The 16,589-nt window shown below is 71.5% G+C and carries 16 protein-coding genes; 7 read left to right on the top strand and 9 right to left on the bottom strand.

From position 1 onward, the window contains the following. Positions 1-125: 125 nt before the first annotated feature. Complete coding sequence (locus BMW88_RS34895) at positions 126-578, bottom strand: winged helix-turn-helix domain-containing protein (RefSeq protein ID WP_089959435.1); 453 nt, start codon at positions 576-578, stop codon at positions 126-128. Positions 579-901: 323 nt separating this feature from the next. On the opposite strand from BMW88_RS34895, the gene BMW88_RS34890 reads away from it, so the two are divergent. From BMW88_RS34890 to BMW88_RS42435, 4 genes are all read left to right on the top strand, one after another. Further along, positions 902-1,288 carry a MerR family transcriptional regulator gene (locus BMW88_RS34890; protein WP_089959433.1) on the top strand — a complete coding sequence of 129 codons (387 nt, stop codon included), beginning with the start codon at positions 902-904 and terminating at the stop codon, positions 1,286-1,288. After that, positions 1,279-1,587 carry a thioredoxin gene (trxA, locus tag BMW88_RS34885; protein WP_245778264.1) on the top strand — a complete coding sequence of 103 codons (309 nt, stop codon included), beginning with the start codon at positions 1,279-1,281 and terminating at the stop codon, positions 1,585-1,587. The genes BMW88_RS34890 and trxA overlap by 10 nt, the downstream gene beginning before the upstream one ends. Positions 1,588-1,605: 18 nt before the next feature. Then, the gene (locus BMW88_RS34880) at positions 1,606-3,189 is read left to right on the top strand and encodes a Na+/H+ antiporter (RefSeq protein ID WP_089959428.1); all 1,584 of its coding nucleotides are present in this window, start codon (positions 1,606-1,608) and stop codon (positions 3,187-3,189) included. A 252-nt stretch (positions 3,190-3,441) separates the two neighbouring features. Next, on the top strand, positions 3,442-3,627 hold the full coding sequence (locus BMW88_RS42435) for a hypothetical protein (protein ID WP_177221567.1): 186 nt from the start codon (positions 3,442-3,444) through the stop codon (positions 3,625-3,627). Positions 3,628-3,683: 56 nt separating this feature from the next. On the opposite strand, the gene BMW88_RS34870 is transcribed toward BMW88_RS42435, so the two are convergent. Then, complete coding sequence (locus BMW88_RS34870; protein WP_089959424.1) at positions 3,684-4,157, bottom strand: hypothetical protein; 474 nt, start codon at positions 4,155-4,157, stop codon at positions 3,684-3,686. Positions 4,158-4,524: 367 nt separating this feature from the next. On the opposite strand from BMW88_RS34870, the gene BMW88_RS34865 reads away from it, so the two are divergent. After that, positions 4,525-5,274 carry a GH12 family glycosyl hydrolase domain-containing protein gene (locus BMW88_RS34865; RefSeq protein WP_089959421.1) on the top strand — a complete coding sequence of 250 codons (750 nt, stop codon included), beginning with the start codon at positions 4,525-4,527 and terminating at the stop codon, positions 5,272-5,274. Between the two features lie 132 nt (positions 5,275-5,406). Here the strand turns inward: BMW88_RS34865 and BMW88_RS34860 are convergent, their stop codons facing one another. Further along, complete coding sequence (locus BMW88_RS34860) at positions 5,407-8,502, bottom strand: family 78 glycoside hydrolase catalytic domain (RefSeq protein WP_245778263.1); 3,096 nt, start codon at positions 8,500-8,502, stop codon at positions 5,407-5,409. A gap of 295 nt (positions 8,503-8,797) precedes the next feature. Continuing rightward, positions 8,798-9,721 carry an AraC family transcriptional regulator gene (locus BMW88_RS34855; protein WP_089959416.1) on the bottom strand — a complete coding sequence of 308 codons (924 nt, stop codon included), beginning with the start codon at positions 9,719-9,721 and terminating at the stop codon, positions 8,798-8,800. 101 nt (positions 9,722-9,822) lie between these two features. On the opposite strand from BMW88_RS34855, the gene BMW88_RS34850 reads away from it, so the two are divergent. Beyond that, positions 9,823-10,749 carry an MBL fold metallo-hydrolase gene (locus BMW88_RS34850; protein WP_089959413.1) on the top strand — a complete coding sequence of 309 codons (927 nt, stop codon included), beginning with the start codon at positions 9,823-9,825 and terminating at the stop codon, positions 10,747-10,749. A gap of 62 nt (positions 10,750-10,811) precedes the next feature. On the opposite strand, the gene BMW88_RS34845 is transcribed toward BMW88_RS34850, so the two are convergent. Together BMW88_RS34845 and BMW88_RS42965 are read right to left on the bottom strand one after the other, a co-directional pair. Beyond that, entirely contained in the window at positions 10,812-12,536 is a 1,725-nt protein-coding gene (locus tag BMW88_RS34845; RefSeq protein WP_245778262.1) for an alpha/beta fold hydrolase, read from the bottom strand. 132 nt (positions 12,537-12,668) lie between these two features. Then, the gene (locus BMW88_RS42965) at positions 12,669-13,292 is read right to left on the bottom strand and encodes a YybH family protein (protein ID WP_483868439.1); all 624 of its coding nucleotides are present in this window, start codon (positions 13,290-13,292) and stop codon (positions 12,669-12,671) included. Between BMW88_RS42965 and BMW88_RS34835 the strand changes: the two genes are divergently transcribed. After that, entirely contained in the window at positions 13,293-13,976 is a 684-nt protein-coding gene (locus BMW88_RS34835; RefSeq protein WP_089959410.1) for a TetR/AcrR family transcriptional regulator, read from the top strand. Positions 13,977-14,021: 45 nt separating this feature from the next. Here the strand turns inward: BMW88_RS34835 and BMW88_RS34830 are convergent, their stop codons facing one another. The 3 genes from BMW88_RS34830 to BMW88_RS34820 all read right to left on the bottom strand — a co-directional run bounded on the left by BMW88_RS34830 (position 14,022) and on the right by BMW88_RS34820 (position 16,474). Next, the gene (locus BMW88_RS34830) at positions 14,022-14,582 is read right to left on the bottom strand and encodes an EF-hand domain-containing protein (RefSeq protein WP_218148318.1); all 561 of its coding nucleotides are present in this window, start codon (positions 14,580-14,582) and stop codon (positions 14,022-14,024) included. Between the two features lie 97 nt (positions 14,583-14,679). Continuing rightward, positions 14,680-15,453 (bottom strand): DinB family protein, encoded by a 774-nt coding sequence (locus BMW88_RS34825; protein ID WP_177221566.1) that lies wholly within the window; start codon positions 15,451-15,453, stop codon positions 14,680-14,682. Positions 15,454-15,580: 127 nt separating this feature from the next. Then, positions 15,581-16,474 carry a DUF1963 domain-containing protein gene (locus tag BMW88_RS34820; protein WP_177221565.1) on the bottom strand — a complete coding sequence of 298 codons (894 nt, stop codon included), beginning with the start codon at positions 16,472-16,474 and terminating at the stop codon, positions 15,581-15,583. Between the last annotated feature and the right edge of the window lie 115 nt (positions 16,475-16,589).

Here is a 16,589-nt window from a genome sequence, read left to right as displayed (position 1 = left end):
CCGGACACCGGTGGCGGGCTTCACGCCGGACGACGGCGTGAAGCCCGCCACCGCGCCCGGGCCGTGTCCGCAAGCGGAGCCGCGACCGTCCCCGCGACCTCGGTGACGTCCGGGGACCTCGCCGGTCATCCGGCGCGGCGATCCGCCAGCCGCACGACGTTCGACGTGCCCTCGACCCGCACCCGGCCGCTCGAGGCGACCAGGTAGCCGACGCCGCGCACCGTCTGGACCACGTCGGCCACGTCGGCGAGCTTCTGCCGCACCCGCTGGACGTGCACGTCGACCGTGCGGGCGCCGCCGTAGCCGTCGTCGATGCCCCACACCGCCGACAGCAGCTCGCGGCGGCGGTGCACGCGGTCGGGGTGCGTGCACAGGTGCAGCAGCAGCTCGAACTCCAGCCGGGTGAACTCGACGGGTTGGCCTCGCAGCAGCACCTGCCGCGTGTGCGGCAGGATCCGGACGTCCGAGTCACCGGCCACCACCTCGGGGGCGTGCACGAGACCCACGTCCTCGAGCGCGCCGAGCAGTCGCAGAGCGGTGCTCTCGTCCTCGGTGTCGATGGTGATGCTGAACCGCATGACGCTCTCCTCGATCAGCTCTCGGGCGGGCGCCGGAAAGTTCGTCCTTTGTGGACAATGGGGTGAGCCTGCCGGACGCGCCCCTGGTCGATGTGCCTGCGGGAGGGCAGGAACAACGCGAAGCTCATTCCTGCCCTCCCTTCCCTGCGCTCCGATGAGAGCACTTGCAGAACGCGGCCCACGTTAGGGAGCGCACGATCGCCCCGGCAAGGACGTCCACGTGGTGAACAACCGTCGGGGTCCGAGGTGATCCCCCGGCGCCAGCCCGCCCACCGGCCGGGAACCTTGCCTTGACGCGCGCGTCAAGGTTTAGCGTTCCGGGCATGAGGATCGGCGAACTGGCCAAGCGAGCCGGCACCACCACGCGCGCACTGCGCTTCTACGAGTCCCAGGGGCTGCTGGAAGCGCAGCGCACGTCCAACGGTTACCGCGAGTACGACGACCACGACCTGCGGCTCGTGCGCGAGATCCAGTCGCTGCAGGCGGTCGGGCTGTCGCTGGAGGACACCCGGCCGTTCGTGGCGTGCCTGCGCGCGGGCCACGAGTCCGGCGACTCGTGCCCGGACTCGCGGGAGGTCTACCGGCGCAAGCTCGCCGAGGTGGACGCCTGCCTGGACCGGCTCACCGCCGTCCGGGAGTTCCTGCTGGCCAGGCTCGCCTTCCAGGACCCATGCCTCGTGGCCGACCCCAAGGAGTTCCAGTGCAGCTGACCGACGCCACCTTCGGCGAGAAGACGAGGACCGGCACGGTGCTCGTCGAGTTCTGGGCGCAGTGGTGCGGGCCGTGCCACCTGCTCTCGCCCGTGCTCGACGAGATCGACCGCGAGCGCGACGACCTCACCGTGCTGAAGATCAACGCCGACGAGAACACCGCGACCGCTCGCGACCACCGGATCATGTCACTGCCGACGATGCTGCTGTTCCGCGACGGCGTGCCGATCAGGCAGATCGTGGGAGCACGCCCCAAGTCGCGCCTGCTGGCCGAGCTGGACGACGCGCTGAGCGCGTGAGCCGCCTATCTTGGGCGCATGCTCGGTCTTGAACTCGTCGTGGTGCTGGGCGTCTGCGTCCTGGCGGCCAGTGTCGCGTCCGGACGGTTGCGCGTCGCCGCACCGGTCCTGCTCGTCGTCTTCGGCGCGGTGCTCGGTTTCGTCCCGGCCCTGGAGTCGGTGAGCCTGCCCCCGGAGGCGATGCTGCTGATCTTCCTGCCGGCCCTGCTCTACTGGGAGAGCCTCACCACCTCGCTGCGGGAGATCCGCAGCAACCTGCGCCCGATCGTGCTGCTCAGCACGCTGCTCGTCCTCGCCACCGCCGCGGCGGTGGCCGCCGTCGCCCACGCCCTCGGCCTCGGCTGGGGCCCGGCGTGGGTGCTCGGCGCCGCGCTGGCCCCCACCGACGCGACCGCCGTCAGCGCCATCGCACGCGGCCTGCCCCGCCGCACCGGCACGATCCTGCGCGCCGAGTCGCTGATCAACGACGGCACGGCGCTCGTCATCTACGCGATCGCCGTCTCGATCACCATCGGCGAGCAGGAGTTCAGCACCGGCGTGGTGGGGCTGCGCCTGCTGCTGTCCTACGCCGGCGGCGCGGTGGCCGGCCTGGTCGTCGCCTGGCTCGCCGTGCAGGTGCGCAAGCGACTCGACAACCCCGTGCACGAGACGGTGGTCAGCATCCTCACGCCGTTCGCCGCGTTCCTGCTCGCCGAGACGGTCCACGGCTCCGGCGTGATCGCCGTCGTGACGTGCGGCCTGACGCTCGCCCAGGTCGGGCCGCGCATCGTGCCCGCCGACACGCGGCAGGTGAGCTACGCGTTCTGGGGCATCGCGACGTTCGTCCTCAACGGCGCCCTGTTCGTCCTGATCGGACTCCAGGCCCACAGCGCCGTCCGCTCGCTGGACGGCTCCGAGGTCCTCGCCGCGTTCGGCGCGATCGGGCTGGTGGCGTTGACCGTGACGGGCACCCGCCTGCTCTGGAGCTACACCACGCCGTACGTCATCCGGGCGCTCGACCGCCGTCCGCAGCAACGACTCCGGCGCATGGGCGCCCGGCAACGGCTCGTGTCCTCGGTCGCCGGGTTCCGCGGGGCGGTGTCGCTGGCCGCGGCCCTGGCGGTGCCGCAGGCGGTGACCGGCGGCGGGCCCTTCCCGTTCCGCGACGAGATCGTCCTGATCACGTCCGGCGTCGTGGTGCTGACCCTGGTCGTGCAGTCGGCCGTGCTGCCGGCGGTCATCCGGTTCTCGCGGCTGCCGGAGGACACCGCGCTCGACGAGGAGCTGCGGCTGGCCCAGACGACGGCCTCCGAGGAGGCCTACGAGGCACTGCCCGCGCTCGCCGGCAAGGTCGGGGTGAGCGACGTCGTCTACAAGCGCGTGCGCGCCGAGTACGAGCACCACCTGGAGGTCGTGCGGGCCAAGGAGGCGGGCGACGAGGAGGTGGCGCGGTCCGAGGTGGAGTACACCGCGCTGCGGCTGGAGCTGATCGCCCACAAGAGGGCGACCGTGGTGCGGCTGCGCGACGAGCAGGCCATCGACGACATCGTGCTGCGGACCGTGCAGCGCAAGCTCGACATCGAGGAAGTGCGGCTGTCCCGGCGCGAGCCCGAGGAGGACTGATCGGGCGTCACGCCGGGGACACCGGTCACGGAGGCCACGACCAGGTCGGCGTTGCCGGTGGCGTGAACCGCGAACGCGGCTCACCTGGTGGGCGCGAACCCGGACGGGACGAGCCGAGCTGGCCGGATGTCCGGCCGTGGCGGGAAGGGGGTGGCGAAGCCTTCGGTGTGATCGTGGTCGGCGAGGGCGCGGGCGCGCACGTAGGCTCCGACGGGTGCGAGGCTCGTGCCTTGCCCGGTGAGGAACGGGGGCGTGTGGGCGGCGCTTCGCCGCCACCGCCTGTGGCGCGACCACGGCCTGCGCCTCCCCGGCCACGGGACCGCCCACGTCAGCCACGGCGGTACCGGCACGATCACCGCGCCGCGGCGGGTCCTGACCGCGCGGCATCGCCCCGGTCCCGCGAACGGCATGAAGCCGAGATCGTCGACGTGGGGCTGACCGGCGCAGTCGCCGGCGTGTGATCCGGAGGCCGGTGGCCGGGATCGTCCGCACGCCTACCGCGGGACGCGCCGAAGCCCGTGGCACCCGTCGCGCACCGCACGCCACCGCCTGCCGCCCTCGGACATGCGCACGCCATCCTCGATCATGAACCGGATGAGCGCGAAAAGGCCGAAGAAGAACAGCAGCAAGGAGCCGCCGATCACGGAAAGCGTTTGCTCGTTCGACAGGGAGAACATGAGCTGCGGCACGAGCTCCCAGGCGACGAGCGGGGACGGCGCCACCACCCACGACAACAAGGCCATGGACAACCATGCGCGGCGCCGCCGGACCGTGGCCCGCGCGCTCCTGATCCGCAGCCACACCGGCAGTCCGCACCTCGCGCATTCCAGTGCCGCCTCGGCACGGCCGCGAGCGGGCCGGCGCACGGGGATCGGTTGGAGGGTGAAGGACATCGAGTGGCCCTGCCAGGTGGCTTCCTCCTCCACCACGTGGATCAGGTGAACGCTCGGGGTGCTGCCGACCGGCACACGTTCCTCCCGGCGAGGTGTGGGCGGCGCCGACGTGGGTGACGCCGGCGGGGAACAGCGAATCGACCGGATCGATTGTCACGATCGCGCGGTCCGCCCGTCCACCGCATGGCATCTACCGGTCATCACCCGCTCCGTCCACCACGGATGGCTCCGTCCGCCCGGCATGTCGCCTTGTGGCCCAAGGGATCGGAGTGCGCATCCAGCGCCCGGCGGGCCGCCGAGCACCGTCACCGCACCGGGTGGGCGCTTGATCGGCTGCGGCACAACGGAGTTTCGTCGTTCGACGCCCGGCATCGGCGATCTGCCCGCCGGTTGACACCCCGGTACTCTGGGAGCGCTCCCAGAACCTGCCATAGGAGTCATCATGCGAAGGACCATCCGTGCCGTCGCCGCCGCCGGCCTGCTGGTCGCGAGCACGTTCGTCGCGACAGCGGGTCCGGCTCACGCCGATGTGACCATCTGCGACCAGTACGGGTCGACCACCATCCAGGGCCGTTACGTGGTCCAGAACAACCGGTGGGGCACCTCGGCGCAGCAGTGCATCAACGTCACGTCCTCCGGCTTCCAGATCACCAGCCAGCAGGGCTCGGCCCCGACCAACGGGGCGCCGGTGTCGTACCCGTCGGTGTTCCTCGGCTGCCACTACACCAACTGCTCCCCCGGCTCCACCCTGCCGATGCAGGTCAGCCGGATCCGCAGCGCCACCTCGTCGATCAACTACCGGTACGCGGGCGGCACCTACAACGCCTCGTACGACATCTGGCTCGACCCCACGCCGAAGACCAACGGCGTGAACCAGATGGAGATCATGATCTGGTTCAACCGCCAGGGCTCGATCCAGCCCATCGGCAGCGCCGTCGGCACGACCACCATCGGTGGCCGCAGCTGGCAGGTGTGGCGCGGCAGCAACGGTTCCAACAACGTCATCTCCTACGTCGCGCCGTCACCGATCAACTCGTGGTCGTTCAACGTGCTCGACTTCATCAACGACGTGCGCAACCGCGGGGCGATCACGAGCTCCTGGTACCTGACCAGCATCCAGGCCGGGTTCGAGCCGTGGAACGGTGGTGTCGGCCTGGCGGTCGACAACTTCTCGGCCTCCGTCAGCGGCTGAGCCGCGGATCGGGGTCCGGCTGATCCGGCCGGGACCACCGCGGTCCCGGCCGGATCATCCTTCACGTGCACCGATTTCCTGAGCAGACGATCGAATCGACGTTGTTCGACACTTGTGGGAAGTCGAGCGGTTCTAGGACACGGGCACGGCGGTGGCGCCGTTGAACTTCCACCGTCCGTGCGGCACGGTCACCACACCCGAACCCGGTAGGTGCACCTCGGCCGTGGAACCCACGGGCACCTCGACGGTGAGGCGCAGCACGCCGTCGACCTTGGCCCAGTCCACGGAGATGCGTCCGCGCACGCTCTCGAACTCGAACTGCGCCCACGAGACGCCCTGGGTGGCGTTCGGTTTGACGGTGAACGTCCGGTATCCCGCGTCACCCGGTCGCAACCCGGCCACGTGCTCGTACAGCCACTGCACGACGGTGCCCTTGAAGTAGTGGTTGCGCGAGCGCGTGCCGGTGTCCCACATCTCCCACATGGTGTCGGCGCCGTTCTCGAACCAGTGGCCCCAGCTCGGGTACGACCGCTCCGTCGCCATGGCGTGCGCGACGTCGGCGTGGCCGTGGTCGCTCAACGCCTGCAACAACACACTTGCGCCGAGACAGCCGACGTTGACGTGGTTGCCGTTCGCCCGCACCTCGGCGGCCAGCCGATCGGCGACCTCCTGCACGGACCCGGCCGGCACCATGCCGAACGCCAGCGGGATCGCGTTCGACGTCTGTCGGTAGCCCGGGTCCTGGGCGGTGCGGTAGTAGCCGTCCAGGAACGTCTTGTTGAACGCCTCCAACAGGTTCGCGGCGACCTCGCGGTACCGCTGCACGGGTGCGCCGATCACGTCACCGAGCTCGGCGGCGTGCAGCAACGCCCGGTAGAGGTAGGCGGTGGCGGTGAGCCGCCGGTCCTCCGGCGGGACGTCGAAGGACTCCGGCGGCAGCCAGTCGCCGAGCGTCGTGACGGCGAGCCCGTCGCGCAGCCTGCCGATCTCGCAGTCCAGGTACCGGGTGAGCACCGGCCAGTGCTGGGCGGGCAGCCGGTCGTCGCCGTAGATGCGGTACATCTCGCGCAGCACGAACGGGTACACCGTCGTCCACTCCGGCGCGGGCTCCAGTTCCAGGTATCCCCAGCCGCTGCTCGGCACGATCACCGGCAGCCGACCGGCTTCGTCCTGGCTGTCCGCGAGGTCGCCGAGCCACTTGGTGAAGAACTTGGCCAGGCCGAACTCGGCGAGCATCGACGGCGTGCCGACCTGGGCGTCACCGGTCCAGCCGTTCTTCTCGTAGGTGGGCGTGTCGGTGGGGATGCCGTGCAGGTTGTTGGCGACGGTCCGGCGCATCGCGGCGTCGTAGCGCTCGAACAACGGCTCCGAGCAGCGGAACCTGCTCACCCGCGGCACGTCCGAGTGCACGACCCTGCCCAGCAGGCGCGGCGCGGAGTTCAGGCCGGTCACCTCGACGTAGCGGAAGCCCTTGTAGGAGAACTTCGGCTCCCACGTCTCCGTGCCGCCGGCGCAGACGTACTCGTCGACCTGGCTGCGGCCGCTGAAGACGAGCCCGTTCTCCACGTGCACGGTGCCGTCGGCGTTCAGCGTCTCGCCGTACTTGAGCCGCACCACCGTGCCCGCGGGCGCGGTGACGGTGAGCTGCACCCAGCCCGCCATCGTGCGCCCCATGTCCGCCACGAACACGCCACGCTTGCGTGACTTGAGCGCGATCGGCTTGACCGACTCGACCACGCGGATCGGTTCGTGCTCCTGGGCTTTCAGCGCTCCCCTCGGGGCGGGCCGGACGGGCGCGGCCCGCCAGTCGCTGTCGTCGAAACCCGGTTTCGTCCAGCCGCGCGGGGCGAGCCGGGCGTCGTAGGTCTCCCCGCAGTAGAGGGAGTTCGACACCGTCGGGCCGTCGGTCAGCCGCCACGACTCGTCGGACGTCAGGGTCGTGCGCGTGCCGTCCGGGTGGTCGATCTCGAGCTGCGCCAGCAGCTTCGGCTCGTCGTGCCACGGCGGCCGCTCCCACTGCCAGGTGGTCGGCGTCTTCAGGCCGTAGAAACCGCGGCCCAGCGTCACACCGATCGCGTTGCGTCCCGGACGCACGAGCTCTGTGACGTCGTGCGTCGCGTAGAGGACGGTGTTGTCGTAGTCGGTGAACCCGGGATCCAGCACCCGGTCACCGACGCGGCGGCCGTTGATCTCCGTCTCGTGGTAGGCGAGACCGGAGATGTACAACCGGGCCCGCTCGACCGGCTTGCTCAGCGCGAACTCCCTGCGCAGCAACGGCGCCGGCTGCTCCTCCACCGCGACGTACCCGCCCCACGGGCCCTGCCCGAGGGGGTGGAGCACGGTCGCCGCGGTCCACGACGAGTCGTCGAAGTCCGGTTGCCGCCAGCCGGGTTGCTCCTCGGTGGCCACCTTCCAGCCCGGCCCGGTGACGATCTCGCGCTGTCCGCCGGGCAGGTCCGCGACGAGTCGCAACAGGAACCCGGCATGTCCCTCGGCCCGGTTCGTGGCGCGTGCGGCCAGCACGATCCGCCTGCCCGCCAGCCGCGTGACGTCGGCGTGCCGCCCGACCTTCCACGCGTCGGCCTGCTCCGGCACGTGCAGCACTTCGGATCCGTTGACGTACAACGTGAAGTCGTCGTCCGCGGTCGCGACGAGCCGGACGCGCTCGGCGTCGGCGGGCAGGTCGAGGGAAGCGCGGAACCACCGGCTCCCGGCCGGCGCGGTGTCCGACCAGATCCAGCTAGCGCCGCCGAAGCCGATGAACCTGTCCGGCGCGCCGATCCACCTGGCCTGCCACGGCGTGCCGAGCAGCGCGGTCTCCCACCAGCTGTCCGTGCTCCACGCCGACGGCCGGTTCGCGCCGTCCCACACCCGCACCCGCCAGTGGTAGCGCGTGCGGGGCGCGAGAGCCGCGCCGGCGTAGGCGATTCCCGTGGTGCGGTCCGACGGGACGCGACCGGACTGCCACATGTCGGCACGTCCGGGCGCGGTGCCCACCTCCACCTCGTACGCGGTCTGCCGCGCGCCGGTGCCGCCGGCCGCGAGCACCCAGCCCAGCCGGGGTTCGCTGACATCGGTGCCCAGCAACGTTTCCGCGTACTCGACGGTGGTGCGCACGACCCGCACGTCACCGGCCTCGGCCGCTGCCGCGGCGCTGGCCACCCCGACGGGCAGGGCGGTCGTGGTCAGCCCGACCGCCGAGGTCATGAGGAACTGCCGTCTGCGCACGTGCTCTCCATCTTCGTCGCAGGGTGATCCGGTTCGACCTGGGCGGGCACGCCCGGTCAGGTGGTCTCGACGAGGCCGAACGACGAGGGCACCGGTCCGGAACCGCTCGGGTGCCGTGGAATCCGACGTTGATCAACCTGATCGGTGCCAGTGTGCCGGTCCCCCTCCGGTTCGTCGCGGCGACGTTCGCACCGGAACGGGTGAAGATCGATCTCAGCCCCCCGGCAGGGTGACCCGGTCGCGCCGGTGATCACCCGCGGGTCCGGGACGTCCCCACCGCGTCCCCGGCGACGGGTCACCGCCCGGCGGATCGCTCCAGGGCCTGGACGCGGTACCTGCCCGGCGTGATGCCGAACTCCTTCTCGAAGGCGTGGGAGAGCGCGTACGGACTGCGGTAGCCGACCCGTGCCGCGACGGTGGCCAGGGTGGCCGAGGTGCTGCGCAGGTGGGTGGCGGCGAGGACCAGCCGCCACCACGTGAGGTAGGACATCGGCGGGCGGCCGACCAGGGTGGTGAACCGGCGGGCCAGGGTGGGGCGGGAGACGCCCGCCGCCGCGGCCAGGCGGTCGTTGCTCCACGGGGCGGCGGGGTTGGCGTGCAGCGCCCACAGTGCGGCGGCCGTCACCGGGTCGCCCAGCACCCGCGGCCAGGTCCCGCCGGTCGCCTCGGCCATCCAGGAGCGGATGAGGTGGACGAGGAGGAGGTCGAGCAGGCTCGGGAGCGCGATGCGGGAGCCGGGCCGCCGCTCGTCCAGCTCACCGGCGAGCAGGTCGATCGCGGCGCGGAGCCCGTGGTGGCCGCCCGCCCGGCTGCGCACGCGGACGACCTCGGGCAGCTCGCTCATGAGCGGGTGCATGCGGCTGCAGTCGAGCCGGTACTTGCCGCAGAGCACCTCCGTCAGGTCGCGGCCGGGCTGCTCTCCCGCCTCCCCGCGCCACTGCCCGAACGGCACCGCCCGGTCCCGCGCGACCGCCTCGTCGAGCGGGGAGTCCGCGATCACGTGGCCGGTGCCGTGAGGCAGCAGCACCGCGTCACCCACGCCGAGGAGCACCGGGGCGCCCCCGTCGGGCAGCAGCCAGCAACCGCCCCTCAGGACGACGTGGAAACCCGCGCCGTCGTACGGGTCGAGCCGCGTGCACCACCTGCCGCCGGCCCGCACCCGGCTGGACGAGGGGTGCCCGAGGCGCACAGCGGAGATCGCGTCGCCCACCACGTCCACCCCGGCACGATATCCGGCCCGCCCGCTCGTGAGACGGACGCGTATCCCCACGGGCCGGACGCGCATTGAGAAGACCGGCCGGCCGTTCCTAGGGTCGGGGCATGACGAGCGAGGACGACCACGTGCAGACCATGGTGCTGGGGGATGTCGAGGTCATCAGGGTCGTGGAGTGGCGAGCACCGTTCGCGCCCGCTTCCGGCATCGTGCCGGAGGCACCTGCCGAGGTGTGGAGGGACAACCGGGACTGGCTGGCGCCGGACCACTGGGAACCGGACAGCGACCGGGCGGTGCTCGCGTTGCAGACGTGGGTGCTGCGCAGCGGTGGCCGGACCGTCGTCGTCGACACAGGAGTGGGCGACGGACGCGAGCGCCCCGGCATGCCGCCGTTCCACCACCGCCGGAGTGACCTGCTCGGTCTCCTGGCCGGAGCCGGCGTGCACCCGCGGGACGTCGACGTCGTCGTCAACACCCACCTCCACGTCGATCACGTCGGCTGGAACACCGTCGACGCGGACGGGGAATGGGTACCGGCGTTCCCGAACGCCCGCTACCTCATCCCCGCGGCCGACGACTTCCACTACGGTCCGCGCAACGCGTACGGCAACGGCGTGCAGGAGGTCGACCGCCTGATCTACGAGGACAGCATCGCGCCCGTCCACCGCGCCGGGCAGGCCGTGCTGTGGGACGGGTCGCACCGCATCGACGACCACCTCGCCCTCGAGTCCGCGCCCGGCCACACCCCCGGTTCCTCCGTACTCCGGCTCGCGTCCGGAACCGACCGGGCGGTCTTCGTCGGGGACCTGGTGCACAGCCCGGTCCAGCTCCTGCACCCCTGCTGCAACAGCAACGCCTGCCTCGCGCCGGACCAGGCGGTGGCCAGCCGCCGCCGGATCCTCCAGCGCGCGGCCGACGAACGGGAACTGCTCATCCCCGCGCACTTCGCCGGTGCGGGCGCGGTGGAAGTCCGGCGACGGGGTGACGGGTTCGCCCTCGGTTCCTGGGCGGCGGCCGAGCCGGTCAGCCCGTGAGGGAGAGGCCGTGCGGTCTGCACCGCACGGCCTCTCCGATCAGCGTCGTGACCGCGCAACGGTCAGCGGAGCGGCGTGTTGCCGTCGCTAATCTTCGCCCGCACCGACTCGCGCAGTGCGGGCAGCGGCGGCTGGGCGGCCGTCACCGCGGCGGCCGGTGCGGTCCGCACCGGGCCGGGAACCGGGTGGACCTCGGTCTCGTTCGGCAGCGGGATCCCGGGGCAGGTGACGTTGCCGGGACGCGAGTTCCGCAGCAGGAACACGTTCACCACGCCGTCGACGCACGGGTTGCCCTCGAAGGCGTACTGGCCGTGGAAGGGGCTGTCCGCCACCGACACGAGGCTGACGCCCGGCGCCGCGCGCACCGCGGACCTCGCCTGCTCGTACCCGGTCTGCGGGTCGAGCTCACCCTGCACGACCAGCACCCGGCCGGCCACCTCCGCCGGCAGCACCGGCAGCTCCTGGCGCGGGGCGTCGGACCAGAACGCGCACGGTTCGTTCAGGCCGTACTGCCAGCCGAAGAGCGGGTACCGCGGGCCCTGGCGGTCGGACAGCCGCTTGTACCAGGCCGCCGACCGGGTCGGCTGGTCACCGCACGCCACGGCGTAGCGGGTCGCCGGGACGAGCCGGTAGTCCGCGGGGTCGTCGGCGAGCGCCCGCGCGACCGCCGCCGGGGTCAGCGCCTCGAGCGGCACGCCGAACTCCGCGCGGGACCTGACGTCGAGCTGCGCCGCGAGGCCGGACCCGGTCAGCGTTGCCGAGGCCTCGCCGTTCGCGCCTCGCACCCCCAGCACGAACACCAGCGCCCCCAGCACCCAGCGCGTCGGCGAGCCCATGCCCGTGAAGATCGCGTCGTACAGGTCGGGGCTGGTACCGGCGCCGGCGAAGAACCGGCGGGCGCGCTCCCAGTTCGCGGCGGCCTCCCCGGTCGTGGCACCGACCTCGGCCGGGAACTGCCGCGTCATCCACGGCAGGAACGAGCCCTCGAACATCCGCTGGTTGATCTGCGGCCACGCCTCGAACGCGGCCTGCAGGCGCCCCTGGAAGTCCGTGCTGGAGTCCAGCACCACCTTGCCCGCGCCGCGTGGGAACAGCGACGCGTACTTCGCGCCCAGCCAGGTGCCGTAGGAGTACCCCAGGTAGTCCAATGTGGACTCACCGAGCAGGATCCGGACCAGCTCCACGTCGTGCGCGGTCTGCCAGGTCGTGAGGAACGGGGCGAGCGCCTCGCTCTGGCACGCCTCCGCGGTCGCGCGTGGCGCCTTCAGGTGCTCGGCGATGCTGCCGGCCGAACGGTCCCGCGCGTCGAGGTCGGTGCGCTGCGACAGGCGGTCGAGGGGCACCTCGCACGTCTCGGGCAGCCGCTCCGGCGCGGTGCCGCCCTCCTGACCGGTGCCGCGCGGGTCCATGCCGATCAGCGCGTAGCTCTCGTGGAGCTGGGGCTGGACGGCGGCCAGCGCACCGGGCAGGGACGTGCCCTGGACACCGGGTCCGCCGGGGTTGATCAGCAGCGACCCGGAGTGCTCACCGGACGCGGCGACCCGGCTGACCGAGACCACCATGTCCCGGCCCGCATCGGGCGCCGCCCAGTCCCTGGGCACGGTCATCAGCGCGCACCGGGCCGGTAACGCCCCCGGCTCCGGGGTGAAAGCGCATGTGCCCCAGGACAGTTCCTGGCCGGCATAGCGCGCGAACGGATCGGTCGAGGCGTTCACCGGCACGGTCGTGACGGCGAGAACGAGCGTTGTGACGATCATGGGCACCACGGCGACGGTCGATCTGCGCACGGCAGTCCTTTCGCGACAGGGATCCGGGTGACCCCATCCGACCAGGACTCTCGACGCGATGTCCACGGCACCTAGTACTTTCGGCCGGTTCCCGTTGCCACGAACCGGATTGTTCCCGGCCGGTCCGCCACATCACCGCGGTCGAAATGAGACCGTCGACGGGGAGGCCGGGCGCCCAGGGCGGCGGGTTCGCCGCGCAGGCCCGCCCAGGCGTGATCGCCTGAACGAACCCCGGTTCCCGCAAGGGGTTCCCTGCGACGCGGATTGTTCGGCGACCCACACCTGGCGGTCGCGCTTCATCGGCGGGATCTTGAAGTCCGCGTACGAGTACTTGCCGGTGATCGCACCACCGGCGTCGAAGTGGAAGACGTCCATCCCCTGCCAGACCATCCGCGAGCCGTACCGCAGGAACCCGAACAGCCGCAGGAGCGGGGAGACGCCGCGGCCACGCGGCCAGGAGATGTCGATCCGGCACGCCCACCGGATCGCCGCGCGGCGCCCCGGCTCGTCGACCAGCTTGTCGTGGACGTCGAAGCGCATCGCGCCGTACCTGCCGGCGAACTGGGGCGCGAACTCCGCGCGGATCGCGGCCTTGCCCCGGTGCCGGGCGCCGTCGCCCGGCTCGTACTCGGCGTCGTCGGTGAAGAACCCCCATGACTCGGTCGAGGTCGTTGTCGTTGAAGGCCTCGGCGAGACGGCACACGCTGAAGGAACGGTGTTCTTTAGACAAGAGCGCCTGGTAGGGTGCCGTCTCACATGGACGCGTCGTTCCGTCGGGCCCGGCAGCCCGAGCAGAAGGAGCAGCGGCGGGAGGCGATTCTCGCCGCCGCTCGCGACCTCGCCCTCGACGCCGGCGTGGCCGGGGTCAGCCTCGGCGACATCGCGAAGGCCGTCGGGCTGGTGAAGTCGAACGTGCTGCGCTACTTCGGCACCCGTGAGGAGATCTACCTCCAGCTCACCATGCGCGGCGGTACCGAGTGGGCGGACGCGGTGTGCGACCGGCTGGCGGCCGTGTCGGGCATCGACGGGATGGCCGCCGCGCTCGCGGACTCCTTCGCCGAACGGCCGCTGTACTGCGACCTGGTCAGCCACGCGGAAACCATGCTGGAGCACAACGTCTCGATCGAGGTGCTGCACACCTCCAAGCTGTGGGCGATCGGCATGTACGCCCGAGTCGGCGACCGGATCGTCGCCGCGTGCCCGGAGCTGACCGGGAGCCAGGGCGCGGCCGTGGTCTTCGCCGCCGGCGCGTTCGTCGGCAGGCTGCACCCGATCACGCGGCCGCCGGCGGCACTGGCCGAGCTGTACGCCCGCGAGCCCGCGATCGCGGCGGTGTTCCCGTCCTTCCGGCCGGCCCTGCACCGCTTCATCGCGGCGACCGCCGCGGGCCTGCGCGAGGTCGGGGACGAGCCGCCTCGGCAGCCCGATCCCCCGTCATAGCCCCAGGATGGCGGCCCGAGGTTCTCGGACGTGCTCCGGCTGGATCTAGCTCATCGGGCGCCCGGCCCACCAGTTGCCGGGGGCGTCCGGGTCGGTGCTCGACCAGAAGTCCACGCACGCCTGGATGAACTCTTCCGCCGAGAGGTGCCCGTCGCCGTCGGTGTCGAGGTGGCGGAACGCCTCGGCCGACTCCGCTTCCGTGAGACCGGGGAAGTGCCCGTGCTGGAACACCAGGAACTCGGCCGGGCTCACGCCACCGTCGGCATCGACGTCGGCCACGGACAGGAAGGCTTCCGCGAGTGCGCCCACGGTGTCGCGCGCGGCCTGCGGGTCGTCGGCGAGGGACCCGGTGGAGGCGAGGAACTGCTCGCGGGTGATGGCCTCACCACCGCCGGGGATGTGCGGCTGGTGCAGGTCGCGCCAGATGCGGACGTAGGCGTTCTGGATGCGCCGCTCCCCCGCCGAGCCGGGCGCGTGGCCCAGCGCTTCCGCGGCACGGCGGCCCATGAGGACGTGGTCCTGCTCGGTGAGCCGGCCGTCACCGTCGACGTCGAGGTGGTCGAAACCGTGGTTGATCTTGGCCGCGAGCAGGTCGGTGAGGGGCACGACATCTCCCTGGTGAGTGGGAACATCCATCCGGAACACAGCATCGGACGGTGGACCGCGTCAGGGCAGGTCTGATCGGGTCGTCGTGCCCACACGGTCAGGTGGCGTGAATTTGACGCGGCGTGCACGAACCGTGGTCGGCGGAAGCGCCCTGCTCGGCGTCCCGCGCCTCGACCAGGTCGAGGTCGCGGACGCAGAAGCCGTGGTGCTCGAAGGTCTCGTTGAGCACCGTGCCGAGGCACTGGCGCACCGAGCGGCCCCTCGCGTACGGCGGCCAGACGTCGTCGTCGGGCACCGGCGCCCGTGCCGCGAGCTGCGCGGCGGTGACCTCGTCGAGCCAGGCCTCCAGCTCGGCGGCCTGGGCGTCCCGCACGCTCACGACCTCGTCGAGGGACGGGTCGAGCGAGAGGTCGAGCCCGTGCGCTCCCCGGTAGGGCTCGACCGCCGGCCCGATGCCCATCGGCGTGAACGGCTCCGCCGACCCCAGGCAGCAGCGGCGGAACCACGAGTCGTGGACGAAGACCAGGTGGCGCAACGTCTGCACCGCCGACCACTCGTCGTTCACGCTGCGGCGCTCGATGCCGGGCGCACGGCGGATTCGCTCGATCGTGGCGGCCCAGCCGGCACGGAGCTGACGCGCCGCCTCGCGCAGGTCGGCGGGGTCCTCGGAGCGGATCAGCACCCGGACCGGATGACGCCGGTCGAGCTCCGCCTCGACGTACCCGGTGACCTCGACCCCGTTCACCACGAGGTTGGTGACGAGCCCGTCGACCACGACGTCCTGCAGGACGACGCCGATCAGGCGTGCGCCGGTCAGATCGCATTCGCGGAACTCCGCGCCGCGCAGATCCTCGTCCACGTACCGGGTCATGCTCCGCATACTAGGCCGGAGCACTGACGAATCGGCCCGTTTCGGCTCTTCCGGCTCGCCTCTTCGGGCACGTCCACCGGCGGACGTCCGGTTCCACCGGTGGACGCGCTTGACCGCGTGACAGTCCCTATTCGGTGAACATGGTGAACGAACGCATCTCGCCGAAGCGCTTCGCCGCGAGGTCAGCGGAGCTGATCAGGAAGCACCCGTAGTAGACCTCGCTCGTCGTGTGGAACTGGGCGAGCGGCACCCAGTCCCGGACCAGCCGGTGCTCTTCCTCGCGCTGCAGGCGGAACCGCTCCTCCCTCGCCATGTCGGGATCCGCCGCCCGCAGGCTCCTGAGGTTGTCGAACGCCATCTGCGTCCACGGGCTGTTCTGGCCGCCGATCTCCCGGCAGTAGCCGCCGATGCGCAACGTGCAGAAGCGGTCCTGATCGGGCCAGAGGTCGTCGACGAGGTCGCACAACAGGTCGATGTGCTTCAGTTCGCCGAACACCTGCTTCACCGCGTCCGCCTGGAACTCGACGTCGCGCTCCTCGATCCAGTCCGGCAGCACCGGCCGCACCCACGCGGTGAGCCGGCGCTCGGGGATGAGGAACGGGATGTTCTCGTGGAAGAACGTCCTGGTGTCGTGACCGGGTGGCGGTGACCCCACCTCCGTCTCCGTGCCGGCCGGAACGTACAGCACGCGCGAGAACTCACTGGTGGGGTGTTCTTCCATGTCTTCCTCGTGGTGCAGGAAGAACAGCAGCGAACCGTCCGCGGGCAGATCGAGCCCCTCGGCCCGTGGAAGAGCCGCGCAGTCGACGGAGCCGATGAACGGCAACGGGTAGTCGTCGCCCGGCCACGTCATGCCCACCGGTAACCGGGGAAGTCCTCCGCTCTGACCGGCCACCTCGTCCCCGGCACCGCCGGGGCCCGCCCAGACCGCGAACCGGAGGTGGTCGGCGAACTTGTCGGCCTCCTCCTCCGGGATGCCCCGATCGATTGCCGCACTGCGGAACTGCTCATGACGATCCATGGCGCCACATGATCGCAGATCCGTGGAAGCGCTTTCTTCCACCGTGGACATCGCGGGCCGACCACGCACAACAGTCCAATCGAGACGCAACAGCCCCGGTTCGCGATTCCGGATT

The sequence above is a fragment of the Lentzea xinjiangensis genome (assembly GCF_900110955.1).
GTDB classification, from domain to species: Bacteria; Actinomycetota; Actinomycetes; order Mycobacteriales; family Pseudonocardiaceae; genus Lentzea; species Lentzea xinjiangensis.
Note: the sequence above shows the minus strand (reverse complement) of the source record. Positions and strands in the feature narration are given on the sequence as shown.

What these genes read in the sequence shown, in the direction of transcription:
- BMW88_RS34865 (WP_089959421.1), top strand. Translation starts at nt 4,525, where the DNA reads ATGCGAAGGACCATCCGTGCCGTCGCCGCCGCCGGCCTGCTGGTCGCG.
- BMW88_RS34880 (WP_089959428.1), top strand. Translation starts at nt 1,606, where the DNA reads ATGCTCGGTCTTGAACTCGTCGTGGTGCTGGGCGTCTGCGTCCTGGCG.
- BMW88_RS34890 (WP_089959433.1), top strand. Translation starts at nt 902, where the DNA reads ATGAGGATCGGCGAACTGGCCAAGCGAGCCGGCACCACCACGCGCGCA.
- BMW88_RS34825 (WP_177221566.1), bottom strand. Translation starts at nt 15,453, where the DNA reads ATGACCCGGTACGTGGACGAGGATCTGCGCGGCGCGGAGTTCCGCGAA.
- BMW88_RS34820 (WP_177221565.1), bottom strand. Translation starts at nt 16,474, where the DNA reads ATGGATCGTCATGAGCAGTTCCGCAGTGCGGCAATCGATCGGGGCATC.
- BMW88_RS34850 (WP_089959413.1), top strand. Translation starts at nt 9,823, where the DNA reads ATGACGAGCGAGGACGACCACGTGCAGACCATGGTGCTGGGGGATGTC.
- BMW88_RS34895 (WP_089959435.1), bottom strand. Translation starts at nt 578, where the DNA reads ATGCGGTTCAGCATCACCATCGACACCGAGGACGAGAGCACCGCTCTG.
- BMW88_RS34835 (WP_089959410.1), top strand. Translation starts at nt 13,293, where the DNA reads ATGGACGCGTCGTTCCGTCGGGCCCGGCAGCCCGAGCAGAAGGAGCAG.